Origin of the sequence: Bradyrhizobium sp. RP6 (genome assembly GCF_003837805.1) — a bacterium.
Lineage (GTDB): Bacteria > Pseudomonadota > Alphaproteobacteria > Rhizobiales > Xanthobacteraceae > Bradyrhizobium.
Map to the genome: position 1 here is coordinate 12,685 of NZ_RQIT01000027.1, position 19,273 is coordinate 31,957.

The window sequence follows — 19,273 nt, forward strand, 5'->3', positions numbered from 1 at the left end:
GCCATGGCCCGCATTGACCTCGTCGATCTCGCGCACTCCTACGGCGGCAATAACGCCCCACCGGAGAGCTTTGCGCTCAAGCCTGTCACCATGACCTGGCGTCAGGGCGGCGCCTATGCGCTGCTGGGACCGAGCGGTTGCGGTAAGACCACGCTGCTGAACGTCATCTCCGGCATCATCACGCCGTCGCGGGGGAAGATCCTGTTCGACGGCAAGGACATCACACCGCTGTCGACCCAGAAGCGCAACATCGCCCAGGTGTTCCAGTTTCCGGTGATCTACGACACCATGACGGTGGGGCAGAACCTGGCGTTTCCGCTGAAGAACCGCGGCGTACCGAGGGCCGAGATCGACAAGCGCGTCGCCGAGATCGGCCGCCTGCTCGACCTCGAGCCTTATCTCGATCGCAAGGCGACGCGCCTCACGGCCGACGCCAAGCAGAAGATCTCGCTCGGCCGCGGCCTGGTCCGCTCGGACGTTGCCGCCGTGCTGTTCGACGAGCCGCTGACGGTGATCGATCCCGAGCTGAAATGGCAGCTGCGCTCGAAGCTGAAGGCGCTGCATCGCGAGCTCGATCTCACGATGATCTACGTCACCCACGACCAGACCGAGGCGCTGACCTTCGCAGACACCGTCGTCGTCATGCATGATGGCCGCGTGGTGCAGAGCGGCACCCCGGCCGAGCTGTTCGACAAGCCTGCGCACACGTTCGTCGGGTATTTCATCGGCTCGCCCGGCATGAACATCCTGCCGGCGGAGGTGAGGGGACGCGAGGCCAGGGTCGGCGGCCACGTCATCGCGCTCAATCGCGCTTACGACAATCTGCCTGCGGGCGCGAAGATCGAGATCGGGGTTCGTCCGGAATTCGTCGAGGTCGTTGCGCCCGGGCCCGGCCTGCTCACCGCGAGGATCGAGCGCATCGACGATCTTGGCCGCATCCGTTTCGCGCGCGTGCGCGTCGGCGATGCGAAGCTGGCCGCGCGCGCGCCGGCGGGCTTCACAAGCGCGGACGGCACCGCCGGGCTGAAATTCGATCCGTCGCACGTTCACGTCTATGCCGACAGTCTTCTGGTGGAGGGAGCCGCCTGATGGACAAGACCGTCAACCAAAAAGCCTGGTTCCTGGTGCTGCCGGTGTTCCTGGTCGTCGCCTTCTCGGCGGTGCTGCCGCTGATGACGGTGGTGAACTATTCGATGCAGGACACCTTCGGCAACAACCAGTTCTTCTGGAACGGCGTCGGCTGGTTCAAGGAGCTGCTCGATCCCTCGACCGATCTCGGCGGCCGCTTCCTCGCCTCCCTCGGACGCAACCTGTTCTTCTCGCTGGTGATCCTCGCCATCGAGGTGCCGCTCGGCATCGTCGTCGCGTTGTCGATGCCGCGCGAAGGCTGGACGGTCGCCGCTTGCCTGATCATCCTCGCGCTGCCGCTGCTGATTCCCTGGAACGTGGTCGGCACGATCTGGCAGATTTTCGGCCGGCCCGACATCGGGCTGCTCGGCTATACCCTCAACGCCATCGGCATCGACTACAACTACGTCTCAAATGAGGTCGATGCCTGGGTCACCGTCATCGTGATGGACGTCTGGCACTGGACCAGCCTCGTTGCGCTGCTCTGCTACGCCGGCCTGAAGTCGATTCCCGAGGCCTATTACCAGGCCGCCCAGATCGACGGCGCCTCGCGCTGGGCCGTGTTCAAGGCGATCCAGCTGCCGAAGATGAATCGCGTGTTGCTGATCGCCGTGCTGCTCCGCTTCATGGACAGCTTCATGATCTACACCGAACCGTTCGTCGTCACCGGCGGCGGGCCCGGAAACTCCACGACCTTCGTGTCGATCGAGCTCGTCAAGATCGCGCTCGGCCAGTTCGACCTCGGCAAGGCCGCGGCGCTGTCGCTGGTCTACAACCTCATCATCCTGATCGTGTGCTGGATCTTCTACACCGTCATGACCAATGCCGGCGTCGAACGCAAAGTCCAGGCTTCGAGCAAGCCGGCGGTGGAGCCCAAGCCTTCGGTCGGGCTCAAGCCCGTGCCCGCACTCAAGCCTAGGGAAGGAGTGGCCTGATGCATTCGATTCCCGGCCGCCGCCTCATCATGGGGCTATTCCTGGTCTTCCTGCTGTTGCCGATCTACTGGCTCGTCAACATGAGCTTCAAGACCAACAGCGAGATCGTCTCGACGATGACGCTATGGCCGCACAATCCGACGCTGCAGCACTATCAGCGCATCTTCACCGACGAGAGCTGGTATTCCGGCTACATCAACTCGCTCGAATACGTCGTCCTCAACACCATCATCTCGATCGCGGTGGCGCTGCCAGCGGCTTACGCCTTCTCGCGCTACCGTTTTCTCGGCGACAAGCATTTGTTCTTCTGGCTGTTGTCGAACCGCATGGCGCCGGCCGCGGTCTACGCGCTGCCGTTCTTTAATCTCTATTCGGCGATCGGCCTGTTCGATACGCCCTGGGCGGTCGCGCTGGCGCACTGCATCTTCAACGTGCCGCTCGCGGTGTGGATCCTGGAAGGCTTCGTCTCCGGCGTGCCGCGCGAGATCGACGAGACCGCCTTCCTCGACGGCTATTCCTTCCCGCGCTTCTTCATCAAGATCCTGGTGCCGCTGATCGCGAGCGGCATCGGCGTCGCTGCCTTCTTCTGCTTCATGTTCTCCTGGGTCGAGCTTCTGCTCGCGCGCACGCTGACCTCGGTGCATGCTAAGCCGATCGCCGCGATCATGACGCGCACGGTGTCGGCCGCCGGGATGGACTGGGGCCTGCTCGCTGCCGCCGGCGTGCTCACCATCATTCCGGGCGCGCTGGTGATCTGGTTCGTCCGCAACTATATCGCGCGCGGTTTCGCGCTCGGCCGCGTGTAGGGAGGCACCCATGGAATCTATCGCATGGATGGCCTGGACACTGCCGACCGCGATCTTCTTCGTCGCGCTCGCCTGCACCCTGGCCGTGATGACCTGGCTCGCCGCGGTCTATCCCGAGGCCGAGCGCGTCGGCGTGCTGCGGATCCCGACCACGCGCGGCGATCGCCTGTTCATCTCGCTAATCGCGGCCGCCGTCATCCATCTCGTGTGGATCGGTCTCGTCGGCACCGATCCCATTGCCACGCTGCCGGTCGGCGAGGAGGGTTTTGAGATTTCGAGCCTGTGGCTCGCAAGTGGAATTTCGCTGGTCACGGCCGCGCTCATCTTCCGCACGGTCTGAAACTCGCGAAGGGACGGCCAGATCCGGGGGCCAACCCGGGCCTGTATAAAAGTTTGTCGCTGCAACGGAGGAACAACATGCGACAGTTTAGGAGAAGGAAAGGTCCATTGACCAAGAATAGCTTTTTGACCATGTCCAGCACCGCCGCGCTTCTTGCGGTGTCACTCGCCATGTCGGCGCCGGTGCGCGCCGCCGACGAGGCCGTGATCCAGAAATGGATCGCGGAATTCCAGCCTTCGACGCTGTCGAAGGAGGATCAGAAGAAGGAGCTGGAGTGGTTCGCAAAGGCGGCCGAGCCCTTCAAGGGCATGGAGATCAACGTCGTCTCCGAGACCATCACGACTCATGAATACGAGGCGCAGACGCTCGCCAAGGCGTTCTCCGAACTCACCGGCATCAAGCTCAAGCACGATCTCATCCAGGAAGGTGACGTCGTCGAGAAGCTCCAGACCCAGATGCAGTCCGGCAAGAACGTCTATGACGGCTGGATCAACGACTCCGACCTGATCGGCACCCATTTCCGCTACGGTCAGACCATCGCGCTGTCGGACTACATGACGGGCGAGGGCAAGGACGTCACCGACCCCATGCTCGACGTCAACGACTTCATCGGCAAGTCGTTCGGCACCGGGCCGGACGGCAAGCTCTATCAGCTGCCCGACCAGCAGTTCGCCAACCTCTACTGGTTCCGCTACGACTGGTTCACCAATCCCGACTTCAAGGCCAGGTTCAAGGCCAAGTACGGCTACGAGCTTGGCGTGCCCGTGAACTGGTCCGCCTATGAGGACATCGCCGAGTTCTTCACCAACGACGTCAAGGAGATCAACGGCGTCAAGGTCTATGGCCATATGGACTATGGCAAGAAGGACCCCTCGCTGGGCTGGCGCTTCACCGACGCCTGGCTGTCGATGGCCGGCAACGGCGACAAGGGCATTCCGAACGGTCTGCCGGTCGACGAATGGGGCATCCGCATGGAGGGCTGCCGTCCGGTGGGCTCTTCCGTCGAGCGCGGTGGCGATACCAACGGACCGGCGGCGGTCTACTCGATCACCAAATATCTCGAGTGGATGAAGAAGTACGCGCCGCCGCAGGCCCAGGGCATGACCTTCTCCGAGTCCGGTCCCGTGCCGGCGCAGGGCAACATCGCCCAGCAGATGTTCTGGTACACCGCCTTCACCGCCGACATGGTGAAGCCGGGCATCGCCGTGATGAACGCGGACGGTACGCCGAAATGGCGCATGGCTCCTTCGCCGCACGGCGCCTACTGGAAGGAAGGCATGAAGCTCGGCTACCAGGACGCCGGTTCGCTCACGCTGCTGAAGTCGACCCCGCCGGACCGCCGCAAGGCGGCCTGGCTCTATCTCCAGTTCATCGTCTCCAAGTCGGTAAGCTTGAAGAAGAGCCATGTCGGTCTCACCTTCGTCCGTGAATCCGACATCTGGGATAAGTCGTTCACCGAGCGTGCGCCGAAGCTCGGCGGCCTGATCGAGTTCTACCGCTCGCCCGCGCGTGTGCAGTGGACCCCGACCGGCAACAACGTGCCCGACTATCCGAAGCTCGCGCAGCTCTGGTGGCAGAACATCGGCGACGCCTCGTCCGGTGCGAAGACGCCGCAAGCCGCGATGGATGCGCTGGCCGCCGCTCAGGATTCCGTCATGGAGCGCCTGGAGAAGTCCGGCGTGCAGGGCGCCTGCGGTCCGAAGCTCCACAAGAAGGAGAAGCCGGAGTACTGGTTCGCCAAGGCCGAGAAGGACGGCACCGTCGCGCCCCAGCGCAAGCTCGCCAACGAGAAGCCGAAGGGTGAGACGGTCGACTACGACACGCTGATCAAGTCGTGGCCGGCGAGCCCACCCAAGCGCGTCGAAGCGAAGTAATCGGCACACACAGCATCAAAACACGAAAGGCCGGGAGCGATCCCGGCCTTTTTCTTTTTCGTCAATTCGGCACGCCGTCTCCACATCGTCCTTGCGAGCCAACGGGTCCGCGCGAAGCGCGGCCCGATGACAGGCTTCGCGAAGCAATCCAGGCTGTCACCTCGGAAAGATTCTGGATTGTTTCGTCGCAAGCGCTCCTCGCAATGACGGCGGAGAGCGCGGAACCTCACTCCGCCGGCTCGGCCGCCAGCGTCGGATAATCCGTGTATCCCTTCGCGCCGCCGCCGTAGAACGTGTTCTTGTCCCAGTCGTTCAGCGCCGCGCCCCGCTTCAGCCGTTCGACCAGGTCGGGGTTGGAGATGAACGGCTTGCCGAAGGCGATGAGATCGGCCGCGTTCGCGTCCAGCACCTTGGTCGCGAGGTCGAAATCATAGCCGTTGTTGGCGACGTAGGCGCCGGCGAAGCGCTTGCGCAGGGACGCATAGTCGAACGGTGCAATGTCGCGCGGCCCGCCGGTGGCACCCTCGACGACATGGAGATAGACCAGCTTGAGCGCGCTGAGGCCGTCGACGATGTGATCGAACAGCGGTTGCGGGTTGCTGTCCGAGAGGTCGTTGGCCGGCGTCACCGGCGAGATACGAATGCCGGTGCGATCGCCGCCGGCCTCTGCGGCGACGGCGTTGGCGACTTCCAACATCAGCCTGGCGCGGTTCTCGATGGAGCCGCCATAGGCATCGGTGCGCTTGTTGGCGCCGTCCCGCGCGAACTGGTCGAGCAGATAGCCGTTGGCGCCGTGGATCTCGACGCCGTCGAAGCCGGCTTCCAGGGCGTTCTTCGTCGCACGCTTGAAGTCGTCGATAATCCCGGGAATTTCGGAGAGTTCGAGCGCGCGCGGCTCGGAGACGTCGGCGAAGGTGCCGTTGACGAAGGTCTTGCCCTTGGCGCGGATCGCGCTCGGCGCGACCGGAGCGGCGCCATTCGCCTGGAGGTCGACATGCGAGATGCGGCCGACATGCCAGAGCTGGATGAAGATCTTGCCGCCGCGCTCATGCACGCGATCCGTGACCTTGCGCCAGCCGGCGACCTGATCCTTGGTATAGATGCCGGGCGTGTCCTGATAGCCTTGGCCCTGCTGCGAGACCTGGCTCGCTTCGGTGATCAGGAGCCCTGCGGAGGCGCGCTGGCCGTAATAGTCGGCCGCCAGCGGACTCGGAACGAACGTGCCGGGCACGGCACGGTTGCGCGTCAGCGGCGCCATCACCAGGCGATTGGCCAGCGTGATGGGGCCGAGCTTGTAGGTCTCGAACAATTTCGTCGAACGGCTCATGGGAAATGCTTCCAGGCGGTGAGAGGTCCCGAACACTTGTGCATCGCGACATCAGGCGCAAGGGATGAGCCATACGGAAAGTGCAGGCGAGCTGCGCGGCAGCGCCCGCGCAGCATAATTCATGTGCAATTCCGGCCGCAGCAGCGGAATTTCGCTACGCGGCCGTGCGATCCGGAAAATCAGTTCGTCCCCATGAAGTCGCGCTTGCCGATTTCGACGCCGTTGTGACGCAGGATGCCATGGGCGGTCGCGGCGTGGAAATAGAAATTCGGCAGCGAGAACGAGCTCAGGAATTGCTGGCCTTTCATGGTGATGGATTTGTCGGGCCCAGCCGGGAAGGTGACGTCCCTGGCATCGGCGCCTTCGAACTGCTCGGGCTTGAACGACTTGACGTAGTCGATCGTCTTCGCGAGCCGCTGCTTCAATTCCGCGAAGCTGGTCTCGGTGTCGGGCGTCGTGGGCACTTCGCTGTGAGTGAGCCGGGCGCAGCCCTTGGCGGCAAAATCGCTGACGAGCTGGACCTGCCTCGACAACGGCAACATGTCCGGGAACAGGCGCGAGCCGAGCAGGACGCCGGGATCGATCTTTTTCGCCGCGCAATGCGCCTCAGCTTTGGTGAGCAGCCCGGTCACGCTGTTCAGCATCTGCAGATAGGCGGGGACGACGGCGTCGTAGAAGGACATGTGATGCTCGCTTCAATGGTGGGAAATCTCAGGAGAAAACCTGAGTCACTCACATGGGGGGCTCACGGAAAAATACAATCGTCGCAAGTGGCCTGTGCAGTGCGAAAATTCTACCGAATCGTCGCCTGGGGCTGCGCTTGCGCCGTGCTGCCGCCGCGCATGCGGGCGAGGAGCTCGGCCGTCGGCCAGGAATCGGCCGGCAGGCCGTACTTGATCTGCATCGCCTTCACCGCAGCGCGGCTCTGCTGACCGAGTACGCCGTCGACCTTGCCGACATTGAAGCCGGCACGCACCAGCAGCTGCTGCAATTCCTTGAGCTCGTTGAACGGCAATTGCGCGACCGGCGCCGACGGCTTGCGCATCGGCGCGGCACCGGCAATGCGCGAGGCGAGATAGCCCGCCGTGGTCGAGTAGATCAGCGAGTTATTCCACTCGGTGTAGGCCGCGAAATTCGGATAGGCCAGGAAGGCGGGACCATGGCGTCCCATCGGCAGCAGCACGGATGCCGAAAGGTTGTCACTCGGCAGCGGACGTCCGTCGGGATAGGTGACGCCCATCTGCGCCCATGTCGAGCGCGGCTCGCGCGCCGTGAGATCGGTCTTCTCCCACGGCAGGTTGGAGGGCACCTTGATCTCCTCCAGCCACGGCTCGCCGCGCCGCCACTTCAAACCATTGGCGATGTAGTTCGCGGTCGAGCCGATCACGTCGGCTGGCGAGCGCAGCAGGTCGCGCCGTCCGTCGCCGTCATAATCGACCGCATAGTTCACGTAGTGCACGGGCAGGAATTGCGTCTGCCCGAGCTCGCCGGCCCAGGAGCCGATCATCTCGTCGGGATGCAGATCGCCGCGGTCGATGATCTTCAGCGCGGCGATGGTCTCGCCCACGAACATCTCGGAGCGGCGGCAGTCATAGGCGAGCGACACCAGCGATTTCAGCGTCGGCAGATTGCCCATGTTGGCGCCGAAATCGCTCTCGAGGCCCCAGAAGGCGGCAATCACGGCCGGCGGCACGCCATATTCCTTTTCGGCGCGTGCAAACGCTGCGGCGTATCGCTTGATATGCTGCTGCCCGTTCTGCATGCGATAGGGGGCGGCCATGCGGCCGGCAAATTCGGTGAAGAGCTGGCCGAACACGCGCTGGCCGCGGTCGCGATTGACGATGCCCTGGTCGTAGACGAGATACGGCGAGGCCTCTGCGATCGTCCGCTGCGACACGCCGGCGGCCACCGCCTGTTGCTTCACGTCGGCCAGGAAACGATCGAAGCTCGCGCCATTGTGGCACGAAGCTGCGCGCGGCGAGGGCGCCTTGGGCGCTGCGGGCCTGGCGGGAGGTGGAAGCATCTGGGCGGAAGCGGTGGCGGTACATGCGAAAAGCGTGACGGCCGCGATCAGAAATCGGGTCTGGACCATAGGGGTTCCGGCGGGGAAAAGGACTGGCGTGGATTCGCCTGAAGTTTAGGAGAATTGATGGCCTCAAGCCATCCTTTCGATGCTCCACCAGCAGAGGAAACGCAGGTGATGTTGCGTCGGCCTAGCCGAACAGCCGCATCAGCAACGCTTTCCCGACCGGGAGCGCCCTCACTCCCCGAAAGGCGCGAACATACTCGCCGGCATAGAATGCCCTGATCGCGTGCACGCGCGTATCCATGCCTTCCTCGAACCGCACGGCGAATCCGTCCGCCGTCCGCCGCACCACGACGGCCGCGATCGGGCGGCCGTAGATTCGGCATTCGATCGTGCTGCCCGGCGCCGGCGGATCGGGATCGATCAGGCGGGCGCCCGTGATGGAGATGTCGCCGAGCCGCGCGAGATGCGACCTGCCGCCGTGACGCAGCAGGACGGTCTCATTGCGGCTGAACCGCTCCGCCTTTCGCTTGCGCGGCTGCTCGATGCAGACGAAGCAGACCACGGTGAGGATGACCGCGTTATAGAGGCTCCAGGCCAGGGCCAGTCCGCCATAGGCGACGTTCTCGCCGCGCAGGTGCAGGATGAAGGCATAGGCGATGGCTGCGAGCGTGACGACGAGCGCGCTGCCATAGAGCCGCAGCAGCGGCCATTCGACGAATCGCCTGTTGCGGTCGCCGCCTTTCGCGGTGACCTTGAACTTGTGTCCTGTCGGCTTCAACAGTCCGATCGCCACCGCCGTGAGCACTGCAGGCGCCGCGATGAGCTGCGAGACATCCGTCATCATCGCCAGCGAGCGGCCGCGCGACAGCCAGGCCATGCTGAGACCATGCCAGACATAGAACGGCAGAAAGAAGCGCAACAGCTCGGTGAGGTCGGCCTGAACCGCCTTGATGCCGAAAAGCAGGAACAACCAGGGCACGACGAGGCCCGCCACCTTCGCGGCGTAGACCGCCGACCAGCTCATGAAGGCGTCGGTCAGCGAGAGCCGGTCTATAAGGGACAGCTTCGAGTCCCGCGAGAGCGGTCCGCTGCGACCGCGCACGATCTGCATCAAGCCGAGGCACCAGCGTGCGCGCTGGGTGATGTATTCCTTCAGCCCCTCCGGCGCGAGCCCGATCGTCAGGCGCTCGTTGAGATAGATCGTGTTGAGGCCGCATTCCTTGAGGCGCAGCGTGACGAGGTAGTCCTCGGTCACCGAATCGATCGGAAATCCGCCGATCTGCATCAGTCCGGCATAGCGAATGAGGGACGAGGTGCCGCAACAAAACGCGACGCCCCAGGCGTCCTTGGCCGGCAGCAGGATGTCGAAGAAAAAGCGTTGCTCGTCGGGCCAGACATCGGTCGCGGCGAGGTTGGTCTGGATCGGATCTGGATTGATGAAGTGCTGCGGCGTCTGCACCACGCCGACCGACTCGTCGTCCATGAGCGGGATGGTACGCGCAAGGAAATCGGGCCGCGGCACGAAGTCCGCATCGAGAATGGCGACGAATTCCGGCCGCTCCGGCAGCGCGCCGACATGCCTGAGTGCATGGTTGATGTTGCCGGCCTTCGCGTGGAGGTTATCGTGCCGCGTGAGATAGTGGCAGCCGAGTTCGCCCGAAAGGCGCCGTAGCCAGGGCCGCCGTCCGTCGTCCAGTACCCAGACGCGGTAGTGGCCATAGGCCATGCCGGTCGCGCCGATGATGGTGCGCTCGAGGATCGACCGTTCCTCGTTGTAGGTGCAGATGAAGACGTCGATCAACGGCGCACGCGGGTCGGTGGCGCGGCCGTCGATCTTCGCCGCCCCGGTGCGGTCGCGCGTCCGGCTCAGGAACAGCAGCGACAACACGACCGCGACCAGCGAGGCTGCCTCCAGCAGCATGAAAGGGTAGCCGATCACAGCGTCGACAGTCAGATGCGGCGGCGGGAGCGTCGAGGTGATGCGCCAATGGAGATAGCGCAGCAGCAACGCCACCGACACGACGGCCACGCACGAGCGCGCCATCGTGCTGTCGCGCCTGAGCAGCGGAACGATCGCCATGAAGGCGCCGAGCGCAATCAGGCCGGGCGTCAGCGCCGCCGTCACGGCGTGGACTCATGCCGGGCGAACACGACGCGGCCGGTGCGTCCCACGGTGCAGGCGCGGGTCGCGGCATCGCGCGATGCCACGGTCACGCGATAGGGCTCCTTGCTCAGCGCATCCGGGTTGATGGCGAGATTGGCGGGCGCGCCGGCGGCGCCGGTGAGATTGACCACGGTGCCGGAGATCGGCGCGCCGTCATCATTCGGCTCGAAGGTGGCGTGATCGCCGAGGTGCAAGCGGTTGTAGACGTTCTCGGTGACATTGGCGGTGATGACGGCGCCGCTGCAATCGAGCACCTTGAGCAGGGGCTGGCCGGCCTGCACGTCCTCGCCCGGCGAGGTCATCATCTCCCAGACACGCCCCGCGACGGGTGTCGTGATGTTGGCTTCCGACATATCGGCGAAACGGACCTCCTCGACGATGATCTCGTTGGCGAGCCAGGCGATCTCGGTGTCGGTGCGAGCAAGATCGGCCTCGAGGTCGCCGGCGCGCTGACGCATCTCCTCTTCGCGCTGCACCGAGCTCGGCCGGTCGTTATAGCTGTCGCCGAGGAACGAGCCGTTCTGCGCCGCGGCGAGCTCGACCCTGGCGGCATCCAGCCGCTTGCGCGCGCCGAGCTCGGTCTGCTGTGACACAGAGAGCTCGCGCGTCAGCCGCGACAGCTCGACGGTCGAGACATTCCCGGATCTGGCCAGCGCCGAGGCTCGTTCGACGGTGGCGCTGGCCTCCTCGCGCCGCGCCGCCGCCGCCTCGATCGAGGTCTGGATCTCGGCGATGCGGGCCTCGAGCTGGAGCACGCGTCCGTCGCGGAATTGCGCGGCCTGCCGCGCAAGATCCTTTTGTGCGGCCTGGGCCAAGGCAAGCTTGGCGGCAAGGCTCGGCCGCTCGTTCTCGAGGCGCGCTTTCTGCCGCCGGAGATCGTCGAGCCGGGTCCGATCGCTGCGCGAGTTCACGACGCGCAGAACCACGGTTCCGGCTTCGAGCTTGGCCTGGTCGCTGACGCGCTGAGCAGCCGCCACACGGCCGCCGATCGGCGTGCGCAAGGTGACGAGGCGGGAGTTCAGCACCGCCTCGACACTCGAATTCTCCCAGATCGCGCGCAGCGGCAGCCAGCCGAACACGGCGACGATGGCGAGCCCGATGGCGATCTTGGCACCGCGCCGCAGATACGACCAGCGACGTCCGGATTCCGGCGCCGTCTGCCCGTCCGGCGCATGGCTGGGCTCGTCATTGGCGAACAGCTGCTCGTGCAGCGCCTCCTGCAAGCCCTTCGCGTCAGTCTGGCTCTCGTTAGGGGTGGGAGTGGATGTGGGATCGACGGAAGCGGCGCGTGAGCGGTCCATCATGACGGTCACCTTGCTGACGAGATGCCAACGGAACCGGCCAATGCACAAGAACCGTGCGAGGTGCCCGGCAACCGCGGATTAAGCCAATGCTGCGCTTTCCAGGTTGCTAAATGCCAACGTGTGTTTTTGTGCAAATAACCGTCAAGGTTTAGCGGGGCCGAAAGGCTGGCCGCACTGCCCTGGATCTGCGGCTCGGCGACGCACGAACCTTGCGGTCTCCCGCCGCATTCATACCTCGTGGATGCCGGCCGGAGGTTCGCCCGCGGCCGGTCTTAGGAGACGGCCATGAACTATTTTCGTACCGCAATGCTGCTCGCAGGCCTGACCGCCCTGTTCATGGGCGTCGGCTATCTCATTGGCGGCGCCTCGGGCGCCATGATCGCGCTCGTCATTGCCGCCGCGACCAATCTCTTCACCTACTGGAACTCCGACCGCATGGTGCTGTCGATGTACGGCGCCCATGAGGTCGACCGTTCGACCGCACCGGAGCTGGTCGGCCTCGTCGCCGAGCTTGCGGGCCGTGCCGGCTTGCCGATGCCGCGCGTGTTCGTGATGGACGAGCTGCAGCCCAATGCGTTCGCGACCGGCCGCAACCCCGAGAACGCCGCGGTCGCCATCACCACCGGCCTGATGAACCAGCTCAGCCGCGAGGAGCTCGCAGGCGTGATCGCGCACGAGCTCGCGCACATCAAGCATCATGACACGCTTCTGATGACCATCACCGCGACCATCGCGGGCGCGATCTCCATGCTGGCCCAGTTCGGCATGTTCTTCGGCGGCAATCGCGAGAACAACAATGGTCTGGGCATCGTCGGCTCGATCCTGATGATGATCCTTGCTCCGCTCGGCGCCATGCTGGTGCAGATGGCGATCAGCCGCACCCGCGAATACGCCGCCGACAATCTCGGCGCGCGCATCGTGGGCCAGCCGATGTGGCTGGCCTCCGCGCTGGTGAAGATCGAGGGTGCCGCGCATCAGGTGCCGAACTACGAGGCCGAACGGAATCCCGCGACCGCGCACATGTTCATCATCAATCCGCTGTCGGGCCACGGCGTGGACAACCTGTTCGCCACCCATCCTTCGACGCAGAACCGTGTCGCCGCCCTCCAGCAACTCGCGGCCGAGCTCGGCGGGCGGGCGGCGCCGTCGGTCGGGGCCAACGAGAACTACCCGCCGCGCGGTCCCTGGGGCCGCTCCTCGTCACGTGGATCTTCCCGCGGTCCTTCCCGCGGTCCCTGGGGCTAACGGAACCGGTGAGGATTTGCGGCTTTGTGACTTCGCGCACATAGGGTCGTCCCGGCCGGTGCTAACACCTCGACGTGACCATTCCTTCGAAAGGGGATGCGTGGCCGGCCCTCTGCCGGCCGCCGTCGAAGATGACCAGAGCTGCCATACCCTTGCTGATCGTTCTTTGCGTGCTCGTCGGCCTGTCCACGCACATGGTCGTCAATTGCGGCGACGAGGACGATCCCGACATCTGCTCGGCCGTGATCGGATTCTCGCCGCTCCGTGGCTCGCTGATCGCCTTTGCCTATGAGGGACGCGGACGGATCGCGCTGCGTCACGGCGACTTCGGGCGGGCGATCGCCGATTTCGACGAGGCCATCCATCTCAATCCCAACCGCGCCTCGCTCTATCGCGAGCGGGCGCTGGCGCGCCGGCAAAACGGCGAACTCGAGGGGGCCATTGCGGATTATGACGAGGCGATCGCGCATGATCCCAAGCTCGCCGCGCCCTATCACCAGCGTGGTCTTGCGCTCGTCGCCATGGGCGATCTCGATCGCGCCATCCTGAGCTACAGCACGGCGGTCCGCCTCGATCCCTCCGACGCGCAGGCCCGTCTCGATCGCGGCCTCGCGTTCCTCGCCCGCGGCCAGGCCGACGATGCCCGCGCCGATTTCGAGGCCGCGCTGGCGCTGCCTGCCGGCAAGAGCGGCGGAGCGCGAGAGGCAGCGCGCGCCAAGCTCGCCGAGCTCGCCAGCGCCGAGCCGACCCGGGTCTCTGCGCCGCCGCGGTAAGTGGGTTACTTCGCCTTCTTGGCCTTAGCCTTCTTCGCCTTGGCCTTCTTCTCGGGCTTTTCCTTCGCCTTCTTTTCCACCTTCACTGCGACCGGCGTGCTGGCGGCCAGACGCATCGATCGTGCGTAGCTGTCGGCGACGTTGTCGGCGGACATCTGGAGGCGCTTGGCGGCCGCAGTGGCCTGCTCCATGATGGCCTTGGCCATCATCTTGAAGCGCTCGCCGGTCTCCTTGCCCTTGGCCTTGGCCGCAAGGCCGTTGAAGCGATCCCGCCGCTCCTTGGCGCGGGTCATCAGGCCCGTATGCAGCTGTCTGGCCAATTGCCGGATCACGACATCCAGGTCGGCGTCCGCCATGTTCTCTCATCCTCTTCGAAAAACGATATCGATGCGGCGGGACTATGCAGATCGGGGCCCGCCTTGGCAATTCCCGCCAGCGCGTCATCCGCAGCTTCCGACTTACGAAGCAAAAAAGCCGCGCATTTTGCGCGGCTCTTTGGCTGGCTCGCTTGAGAGGACGCTAGCTCTGCCTCACTTCAGCGAGGCCACGGGGCCGTTCGATGCCGCCGGCTCGGGGTCGAAGCCGAACACGCCGACCAGGTATTTGTAATAGTCCGGCATCTTCTGCTTGAGCGCCTCGCGCGATTTCGGATCGTGGAATTCGCTTTTTCCGGCCAGGAAGATGCTGGCGGTCACCGCAAAGAATTCCATGGGATTCTTCATCGCATAGGCTTCCTTGGGCAACATGTCCTTGGACTTGGCCAGCGCGTAATAGGCGATCACGCCCTTGTTGGCGTAGCCGTCCGGCAGCAGCCGCGCGTGATAGGCGTGGAGCAGCTCGTGCAGCAGCACGGCCTCCTTTTCGTAGCGCATCATGTCCGGCCGCAGCATGATGACGCCGAGCCCCGAATCGACCGCGAGGTCGATGGCGTTCGGATTGGTCCAGCGCTGCTTGTCGTGGTCCCACACCGTCAGCGTTCGCGGCACGCGGCGCTCGACATTGGGAGCGACGCGGCCGTAGCAGGCGGTTGCGGCGCCTTCGTCGAGGCAGGCGAGCTCGCTCGCGATGATCGGCACGGTGCGGAAGAAGCGCAGCACGCGCGGCGACAGGCCGGCCGCTTCGACGGCATCGATCTGCTGCTTCAGATTGTCGGTGAGCTTGTCGACGTCCTTGCGGTCGGAGTTCTCCGACAGGTCGAACATGTAGCCGCGGTAGCCCTGGAAGCCCGGCGGCAACGACTGCGCCGCCTCGGCATCGAGCGACCCGGCATGGGATGGATTGGCGAAGAGTGCGCCGACAATGGTTGCGGTCAGCAGCAACGCAATGCGCATGATGAACCCCCTGATGTCACTTCGCCCGGCAGAATAGGCCGCCGTTGTTTGCGAAACGTGAGTGGGGCGAGACTAAGGCGCCGATGTTGAGGCGCGCTTAATCCCTGGTTGCGGATCGCGCGGGCGGATTAGTGCGGGGTTAACCAAGCGTGGATCGGCGGCGTGCTTCGGCGTATCATTCGCTCCGGGTACCAGGCCCAGAGTCCAGATAGCCGGAGGAGGATGCCATGTATGCCGCCATCCGTCAGGCCAAGGCGAAAAGCGGGAGTGCGGAAGAGCTGGCGCGCCGCATCAAGGACGGCGCCGTTCCGATCATCAGCGACGTCGACGGTTTCCGCGCCTACTACGTCGTCTATGCCGGCGACGATACGGTGACCGCGATCTCGATCTTCGACAAGTTCGAGCAGGCGGAGGAGGCGAACCGGCGTGCGATCGCCTGGATCGAGCAGGATCTGGGGCCGTTGCTGGCGGGCCATGCGAGCGCGGCAGCGGGGCCGGTGATCGTGCATACGCTGGCGTAGGGGACGATAGTTTCGTGCCGGACGCAGCGCAGCGCCACTTTGGCGGTGCGCTGCAGAGCCGGGGCCCATGCGAGACGGGAATTCGCAGCTCCTGGGTCCCGGCTCTGCGCAGCAGCGTTACACGCTGCAGCGCGTCCGGGACACGGTCCGGCGCCCTCTCACAGCTCCCGTGCATTCGAAAACGCGAAGCTCGACACCCGCCGCGTCGTCTCGTCCAGGATGAGCGTGCGCGTGATCGGGGGCTCGGCGCGCTGGGCGCAGTTTTCGCGCTCGCACAGGCGGCAGTTGACGCCGATCGGCGTGCCCTCGGTTTTCTCCAGGTCGATGCCGGCGGCATAGGTCAGTCGTGCGGCGTGACGGATCTCGCAGCCGAGGCCGATAGCGAAACGCGGCTGCGGCAACGGGTGCGGCGCGACGGGGCGGCGTACCATCTGCGCGATCGAGAAATAGCGCGTGCCGTCCGGCAGCTCGATCACCTGCTTGAGCAGGCGGTCCGGCGTGTCGAAGGTCGAGTGCACGTTCCACAGCGGGCAGGTGCCGCCGAATTTCGAGAACGGGAAGGTGCCGGAGGAGAAGCGCTTCGAGACGTTGCCGGCATTGTCGACACGCAGAAGGAAGAACGGAATGCCGCGCGCGTTCGGCCGCTGCAGGGTGGTGAGACGGTGGCAGACCTGCTCGAAGCCGGAATTGAAGCGTTGCGCCAGCACATGGATGTCGTAATTGAGCGCTTCGGCTGCGGCCAGGAACGCAGGGTAGGGCATCATCACCGCCGCTGCAAAATAGTTGCCGAGCGTGATGCGGAACAGGCGACGCGGCGCGTCGTCCAACGGACCGGCGCGGCCGATGATGGTCTCCAGGGCTTGCGCGCATTCGCCGAGGCCGAGCTGGAAGGCAAGCTGGAACGCGCGGCCGGGCTGGTCGACCAGCTCGGAGATCAAGAGTTGGCGACGATGCCGGTCGAAGCGCCGGAGCGTCTCGCGCATCACGTCCACAGGCATGATGCGGGTCTGGATCGAATGCTTTTCGCGCAGCCGCGCCGCGAGCGCCGCATACAGCCCTTCGGCCGGGACGTTCAGTTCATCGCGCAGAGTCTCGGCGGCCTGCTCCAGCTCCGGAAAATAGTTGCGGTTCGCCTCAATCAGCTCGCGCACGCGCTCGACCGGATTGGCCTCATAGCGCGTGCCGACGTCGCGGTCGGCCATTTGCGCGGCGGCCAGCGTCTCGCCTTGGCGCGCCTCGGTATAGGCGGCGTAGAGCCGCTGCAGGGCGTGGGTGACGCCGGGGCAGAGCTCGGCGAGGTCGCGCAGCTCCTGCTTGGGCACGTCGATCTGGCGGAACAAGGGATCGGAGAAGATCTCGTTGAGCTCGGCAAAGAAGCGGTCCTCGTCGGCGGTGGCGAGGTCGCGCAGGTCGAGGTCATAGGCCTCGGCCAGGCGCAGCAGGATTTGGGCCGTCACCGGGCGCTGGTTGCGTTCGATCAGGTTGACATAGCTCGGCGAGATCCCGAGCCCCTCGGCGATCTGGGTCTGCGACAGCCCCAATTGCTGCCGGATTCTCCGGAAGCGCGGGCCGACGAAGAGTTTCTTGCCGGACTCGGCGGCCATGGCTCAGATCTCCACCTGCATCAAGGACAGTCTTGTTGACCTAATGATTTACAAAATTTACAAAATAACATCTATTACATGTTCTGATGTTACATGACATCACCAATCAGAAACAAGCCCTCTATCCGAATTTTTCGTTTTCGCGTTTAGCTCCTGACACGCATCTCGCAATGCACTGTCAAGAATGTCGATGGCCAGCCATCGCATCGTCAGCGAAAGGATCAGGCACATGAACTACCAGCCCCGCGGCATCAGCACCCTCCAGGGCCCGTCCTCCTATCTGGACGAGGTCAAGGCGGCCCAGGCGCTCCTCGAGACCCAGCCGACCTGGAACGGCGTGTCGGCCGAGGCCGTCGCGCGCATGCGCCTGCAGAACCGCTTCAAGACCGGTCTCGACGTCGCCCGCTACACCGCGGCCCTGATGCGTGCGGACATGGCCGCCTATGACGGCGACCCCACCAAGTACACGCAGTCGCTCGGCTGCTGGCACGGTTTCATCGCGCAGCAGAAGCTGATCTCGGTCAAGAAGCACTTCGGCAAGACCGATCGCACCTACCTCTATCTCTCGGGCTGGATGATCGCGGCGCTGCGCTCCGAGTTCGGACCGCTGCCCGACCAGTCGATGCACGAGAAGACCTCGGTGCCGGCGCTGATCGAGGAGCTCTACACCTTCCTGCGCCAGGCGGACTCGCGCGAGCTGAACGACATCTTCCGCGCCCTCGACAAGGCACGCAAGGAAGGCGACAAGACCCGTGAGAAGGAGCTGATCGAGAAGATCGACAACTTCCAGACCCATGTCGTGCCGGTCATCGCAGACATCGACGCCGGTTTCGGCAATGCGGAGGCGACCTATCTGCTCGCCAAGAAGATGATCGAGGCGGGTGCCTGCGCGCTGCAGATCGAGAACCAGGTCTCGGACGAGAAGCAGTGCGGCCACCAGGACGGCAAGGTCACCGTGCCGCATGACGTCTTCCTGGCGAAGATCCGCGCCTGCCGCCACGCCTTCCTCGAGCTCGGCGTCGAAGACGGCATCGTCGTGACCCGCACCGACTCGCTCGGCGCCGGCCTGACGCAGCAGATCGCCGTCAGTCACAAGCCCGGCGATATCGGCGACCAGTACAACAGCTTCCTCGATTGCGAGGAAGTCACGGCGGAGAACGCCCGCAACGGCGACGTCATCATCAACCGCAACGGCAAGATGATGCGTCCGAAGCGGCTGCCGTCAAACCTCTACCAGTTCCGCCCGGGCACCGGCGAAGACCGTTGCGTGCTGGACTGCATCACCTCCCTGCAGAACGGCGCCGACCTGCTCTGGATCGAGACCGAGAAGCCGCATATCGAGCAGATCGCGAAGATGGTCGATCGCATCCGCAAGGTGGTTCCGAACGCGAAGCTGGCCTACAACAACTCGCCCTCGTTCAACTGGACCCTCAATTTCCGTTGGCAGGTCTACGACGCGATGAAGGAAGCCGGCAAGGACGTCAGCAAGTACAACCGTGCCGAGCTGATGAAGGCGGAGTACGACGACACGCCGCTGGCCAAGGAAGCCGACGAGCGCATCCGCACCTTCCAGGCGGATTCGGCCAAGCGCGCCGGCATCTTCCACCACCTGATCACGTTGCCGACCTACCACACGGCGGCGCTCTCGACCGACAATCTGGCCAGGGAGTATTTCGGCGAGCAGGGCATGCTCGGCTACGTCAAGAACGTTCAGCGCGCCGAGATCCGTCAGGGCATCGCCTGCGTGAAGCATCAGAACATGGCCGGCTCCGACATCGGCGACGACCACAAGGAGTACTTCGCCGGCGAGGCGGCCCTGAAGGCGGGCGGCGCCCACAATACGATGAACCAGTTCGGCTAACGAACCACGCTACTCTCGATAGGAGACTGAC

17 protein-coding genes are annotated in these 19,273 nt (G+C 64.6%); 9 read left to right on the forward strand and 8 right to left on the reverse strand.

Annotated features, from left to right (window positions below; all coding sequences use genetic code 11):
- Nucleotides 1–3: 3 nt before the first annotated feature.
- The 5 genes from EHH60_RS31930 (at nt 4) to EHH60_RS31950 (ending at nt 5,083) form a co-directional block, all read left to right on the forward strand.
- Nucleotides 4–1,089: an ABC transporter ATP-binding protein gene (locus EHH60_RS31930; RefSeq protein ID WP_124163316.1), complete on the forward strand. Its 1,086-nt coding sequence runs from the start codon at nt 4–6 to the stop codon at nt 1,087–1,089.
- On the forward strand, nt 1,089–2,063 hold the full coding sequence (locus EHH60_RS31935; RefSeq protein WP_124163317.1) for a carbohydrate ABC transporter permease: 975 nt from the start codon (nt 1,089–1,091) through the stop codon (nt 2,061–2,063). Before EHH60_RS31930 ends, EHH60_RS31935 begins: the two co-directional genes overlap by 1 nt.
- Entirely contained in the window at nt 2,063–2,869 is an 807-nt protein-coding gene (locus EHH60_RS31940; protein WP_124163318.1) for a carbohydrate ABC transporter permease, read from the forward strand. The genes EHH60_RS31935 and EHH60_RS31940 overlap by 1 nt, the downstream gene beginning before the upstream one ends.
- Nucleotides 2,870–2,879: 10 nt before the next feature.
- Nucleotides 2,880–3,209 (forward strand): DUF2160 domain-containing protein, encoded by a 330-nt coding sequence (locus EHH60_RS31945; RefSeq protein ID WP_124163319.1) that lies wholly within the window; start codon nt 2,880–2,882, stop codon nt 3,207–3,209.
- A gap of 131 nt (nt 3,210–3,340) precedes the next feature.
- Nucleotides 3,341–5,083, forward strand: coding sequence for an ABC transporter substrate-binding protein (locus EHH60_RS31950; RefSeq protein WP_199752314.1), 1,743 nt, complete (start codon nt 3,341–3,343; stop codon nt 5,081–5,083).
- 226 nt (nt 5,084–5,309) lie between these two features.
- Here the strand turns inward: EHH60_RS31950 and EHH60_RS31955 are convergent, their stop codons facing one another.
- From EHH60_RS31955 to EHH60_RS31975, 5 genes are all read right to left on the reverse strand, one after another.
- On the reverse strand, nt 5,310–6,410 hold the full coding sequence (locus EHH60_RS31955) for an alkene reductase (RefSeq protein WP_124163321.1): 1,101 nt from the start codon (nt 6,408–6,410) through the stop codon (nt 5,310–5,312).
- Nucleotides 6,411–6,589: 179 nt separating this feature from the next.
- The gene (locus EHH60_RS31960; protein ID WP_124163322.1) at nt 6,590–7,093 is read right to left on the reverse strand and encodes a DUF1993 domain-containing protein; all 504 of its coding nucleotides are present in this window, start codon (nt 7,091–7,093) and stop codon (nt 6,590–6,592) included.
- A gap of 110 nt (nt 7,094–7,203) precedes the next feature.
- Nucleotides 7,204–8,502 carry a lytic murein transglycosylase gene (locus EHH60_RS31965; RefSeq protein WP_124163323.1) on the reverse strand — a complete coding sequence of 433 codons (1,299 nt, stop codon included), beginning with the start codon at nt 8,500–8,502 and terminating at the stop codon, nt 7,204–7,206.
- Between the two features lie 121 nt (nt 8,503–8,623).
- Nucleotides 8,624–10,564, reverse strand: a complete 1,941-nt coding sequence (locus EHH60_RS31970) for a glycosyltransferase (RefSeq protein ID WP_124163324.1) — start codon at nt 10,562–10,564, stop codon at nt 8,624–8,626.
- The gene (locus EHH60_RS31975; protein ID WP_124163325.1) at nt 10,561–11,907 is read right to left on the reverse strand and encodes an HlyD family secretion protein; all 1,347 of its coding nucleotides are present in this window, start codon (nt 11,905–11,907) and stop codon (nt 10,561–10,563) included. Before EHH60_RS31975 ends, EHH60_RS31970 begins: the two co-directional genes overlap by 4 nt.
- Before the next feature lie 285 nt (nt 11,908–12,192).
- On the opposite strand from EHH60_RS31975, the gene htpX reads away from it, so the two are divergent.
- The gene (gene htpX / locus EHH60_RS31980; protein WP_124163326.1) at nt 12,193–13,152 is read left to right on the forward strand and encodes a zinc metalloprotease HtpX; all 960 of its coding nucleotides are present in this window, start codon (nt 12,193–12,195) and stop codon (nt 13,150–13,152) included.
- Nucleotides 13,153–13,283: 131 nt separating this feature from the next.
- On the forward strand, nt 13,284–13,925 hold the full coding sequence (locus tag EHH60_RS31985) for a tetratricopeptide repeat protein (RefSeq protein ID WP_199752305.1): 642 nt from the start codon (nt 13,284–13,286) through the stop codon (nt 13,923–13,925).
- A 5-nt stretch (nt 13,926–13,930) separates the two neighbouring features.
- Here the strand turns inward: EHH60_RS31985 and EHH60_RS31990 are convergent, their stop codons facing one another.
- Both EHH60_RS31990 and EHH60_RS31995 read right to left on the reverse strand, forming a co-directional pair.
- The gene (locus EHH60_RS31990; RefSeq protein ID WP_124163328.1) at nt 13,931–14,281 is read right to left on the reverse strand and encodes a hypothetical protein; all 351 of its coding nucleotides are present in this window, start codon (nt 14,279–14,281) and stop codon (nt 13,931–13,933) included.
- A gap of 174 nt (nt 14,282–14,455) precedes the next feature.
- Complete coding sequence (locus EHH60_RS31995) at nt 14,456–15,256, reverse strand: hypothetical protein (RefSeq protein ID WP_124163329.1); 801 nt, start codon at nt 15,254–15,256, stop codon at nt 14,456–14,458.
- A gap of 227 nt (nt 15,257–15,483) precedes the next feature.
- On the opposite strand from EHH60_RS31995, the gene EHH60_RS32000 reads away from it, so the two are divergent.
- Nucleotides 15,484–15,777 carry an antibiotic biosynthesis monooxygenase gene (locus EHH60_RS32000; protein WP_124163330.1) on the forward strand — a complete coding sequence of 98 codons (294 nt, stop codon included), beginning with the start codon at nt 15,484–15,486 and terminating at the stop codon, nt 15,775–15,777.
- 158 nt (nt 15,778–15,935) lie between these two features.
- Here the strand turns inward: EHH60_RS32000 and EHH60_RS32005 are convergent, their stop codons facing one another.
- Complete coding sequence (locus tag EHH60_RS32005) at nt 15,936–17,381, reverse strand: helix-turn-helix domain-containing protein (protein ID WP_124163331.1); 1,446 nt, start codon at nt 17,379–17,381, stop codon at nt 15,936–15,938.
- 229 nt (nt 17,382–17,610) lie between these two features.
- Between EHH60_RS32005 and EHH60_RS32010 the strand changes: the two genes are divergently transcribed.
- Complete coding sequence (locus EHH60_RS32010) at nt 17,611–19,242, forward strand: isocitrate lyase (RefSeq protein ID WP_124163332.1); 1,632 nt, start codon at nt 17,611–17,613, stop codon at nt 19,240–19,242.
- Nucleotides 19,243–19,273: the final 31 nt, after the last annotated feature.

What these genes read in the sequence shown, in the direction of transcription:
- EHH60_RS31930 (WP_124163316.1), top strand. Translation starts at nt 4, where the DNA reads ATGGCCCGCATTGACCTCGTCGATCTCGCGCACTCCTACGGCGGCAAT.
- EHH60_RS31935 (WP_124163317.1), top strand. Translation starts at nt 1,089, where the DNA reads ATGGACAAGACCGTCAACCAAAAAGCCTGGTTCCTGGTGCTGCCGGTG.
- EHH60_RS31940 (WP_124163318.1), top strand. Translation starts at nt 2,063, where the DNA reads ATGCATTCGATTCCCGGCCGCCGCCTCATCATGGGGCTATTCCTGGTC.
- EHH60_RS31945 (WP_124163319.1), top strand. Translation starts at nt 2,880, where the DNA reads ATGGAATCTATCGCATGGATGGCCTGGACACTGCCGACCGCGATCTTC.
- EHH60_RS31950 (WP_199752314.1), top strand. Translation starts at nt 3,341, where the DNA reads ATGTCCAGCACCGCCGCGCTTCTTGCGGTGTCACTCGCCATGTCGGCG.
- EHH60_RS31955 (WP_124163321.1), bottom strand. Translation starts at nt 6,410, where the DNA reads ATGAGCCGTTCGACGAAATTGTTCGAGACCTACAAGCTCGGCCCCATC.
- EHH60_RS31960 (WP_124163322.1), bottom strand. Translation starts at nt 7,093, where the DNA reads ATGTCCTTCTACGACGCCGTCGTCCCCGCCTATCTGCAGATGCTGAAC.
- EHH60_RS31965 (WP_124163323.1), bottom strand. Translation starts at nt 8,502, where the DNA reads ATGGTCCAGACCCGATTTCTGATCGCGGCCGTCACGCTTTTCGCATGT.
- EHH60_RS31975 (WP_124163325.1), bottom strand. Translation starts at nt 11,907, where the DNA reads ATGATGGACCGCTCACGCGCCGCTTCCGTCGATCCCACATCCACTCCC.
- htpX (WP_124163326.1), top strand. Translation starts at nt 12,193, where the DNA reads ATGAACTATTTTCGTACCGCAATGCTGCTCGCAGGCCTGACCGCCCTG.
- EHH60_RS31985 (WP_199752305.1), top strand. Translation starts at nt 13,284, where the DNA reads ATGACCAGAGCTGCCATACCCTTGCTGATCGTTCTTTGCGTGCTCGTC.
- EHH60_RS31990 (WP_124163328.1), bottom strand. Translation starts at nt 14,281, where the DNA reads ATGGCGGACGCCGACCTGGATGTCGTGATCCGGCAATTGGCCAGACAG.
- EHH60_RS31995 (WP_124163329.1), bottom strand. Translation starts at nt 15,256, where the DNA reads ATGCGCATTGCGTTGCTGCTGACCGCAACCATTGTCGGCGCACTCTTC.
- EHH60_RS32000 (WP_124163330.1), top strand. Translation starts at nt 15,484, where the DNA reads ATGTATGCCGCCATCCGTCAGGCCAAGGCGAAAAGCGGGAGTGCGGAA.
- EHH60_RS32005 (WP_124163331.1), bottom strand. Translation starts at nt 17,381, where the DNA reads ATGGCCGCCGAGTCCGGCAAGAAACTCTTCGTCGGCCCGCGCTTCCGG.
- EHH60_RS32010 (WP_124163332.1), top strand. Translation starts at nt 17,611, where the DNA reads ATGAACTACCAGCCCCGCGGCATCAGCACCCTCCAGGGCCCGTCCTCC.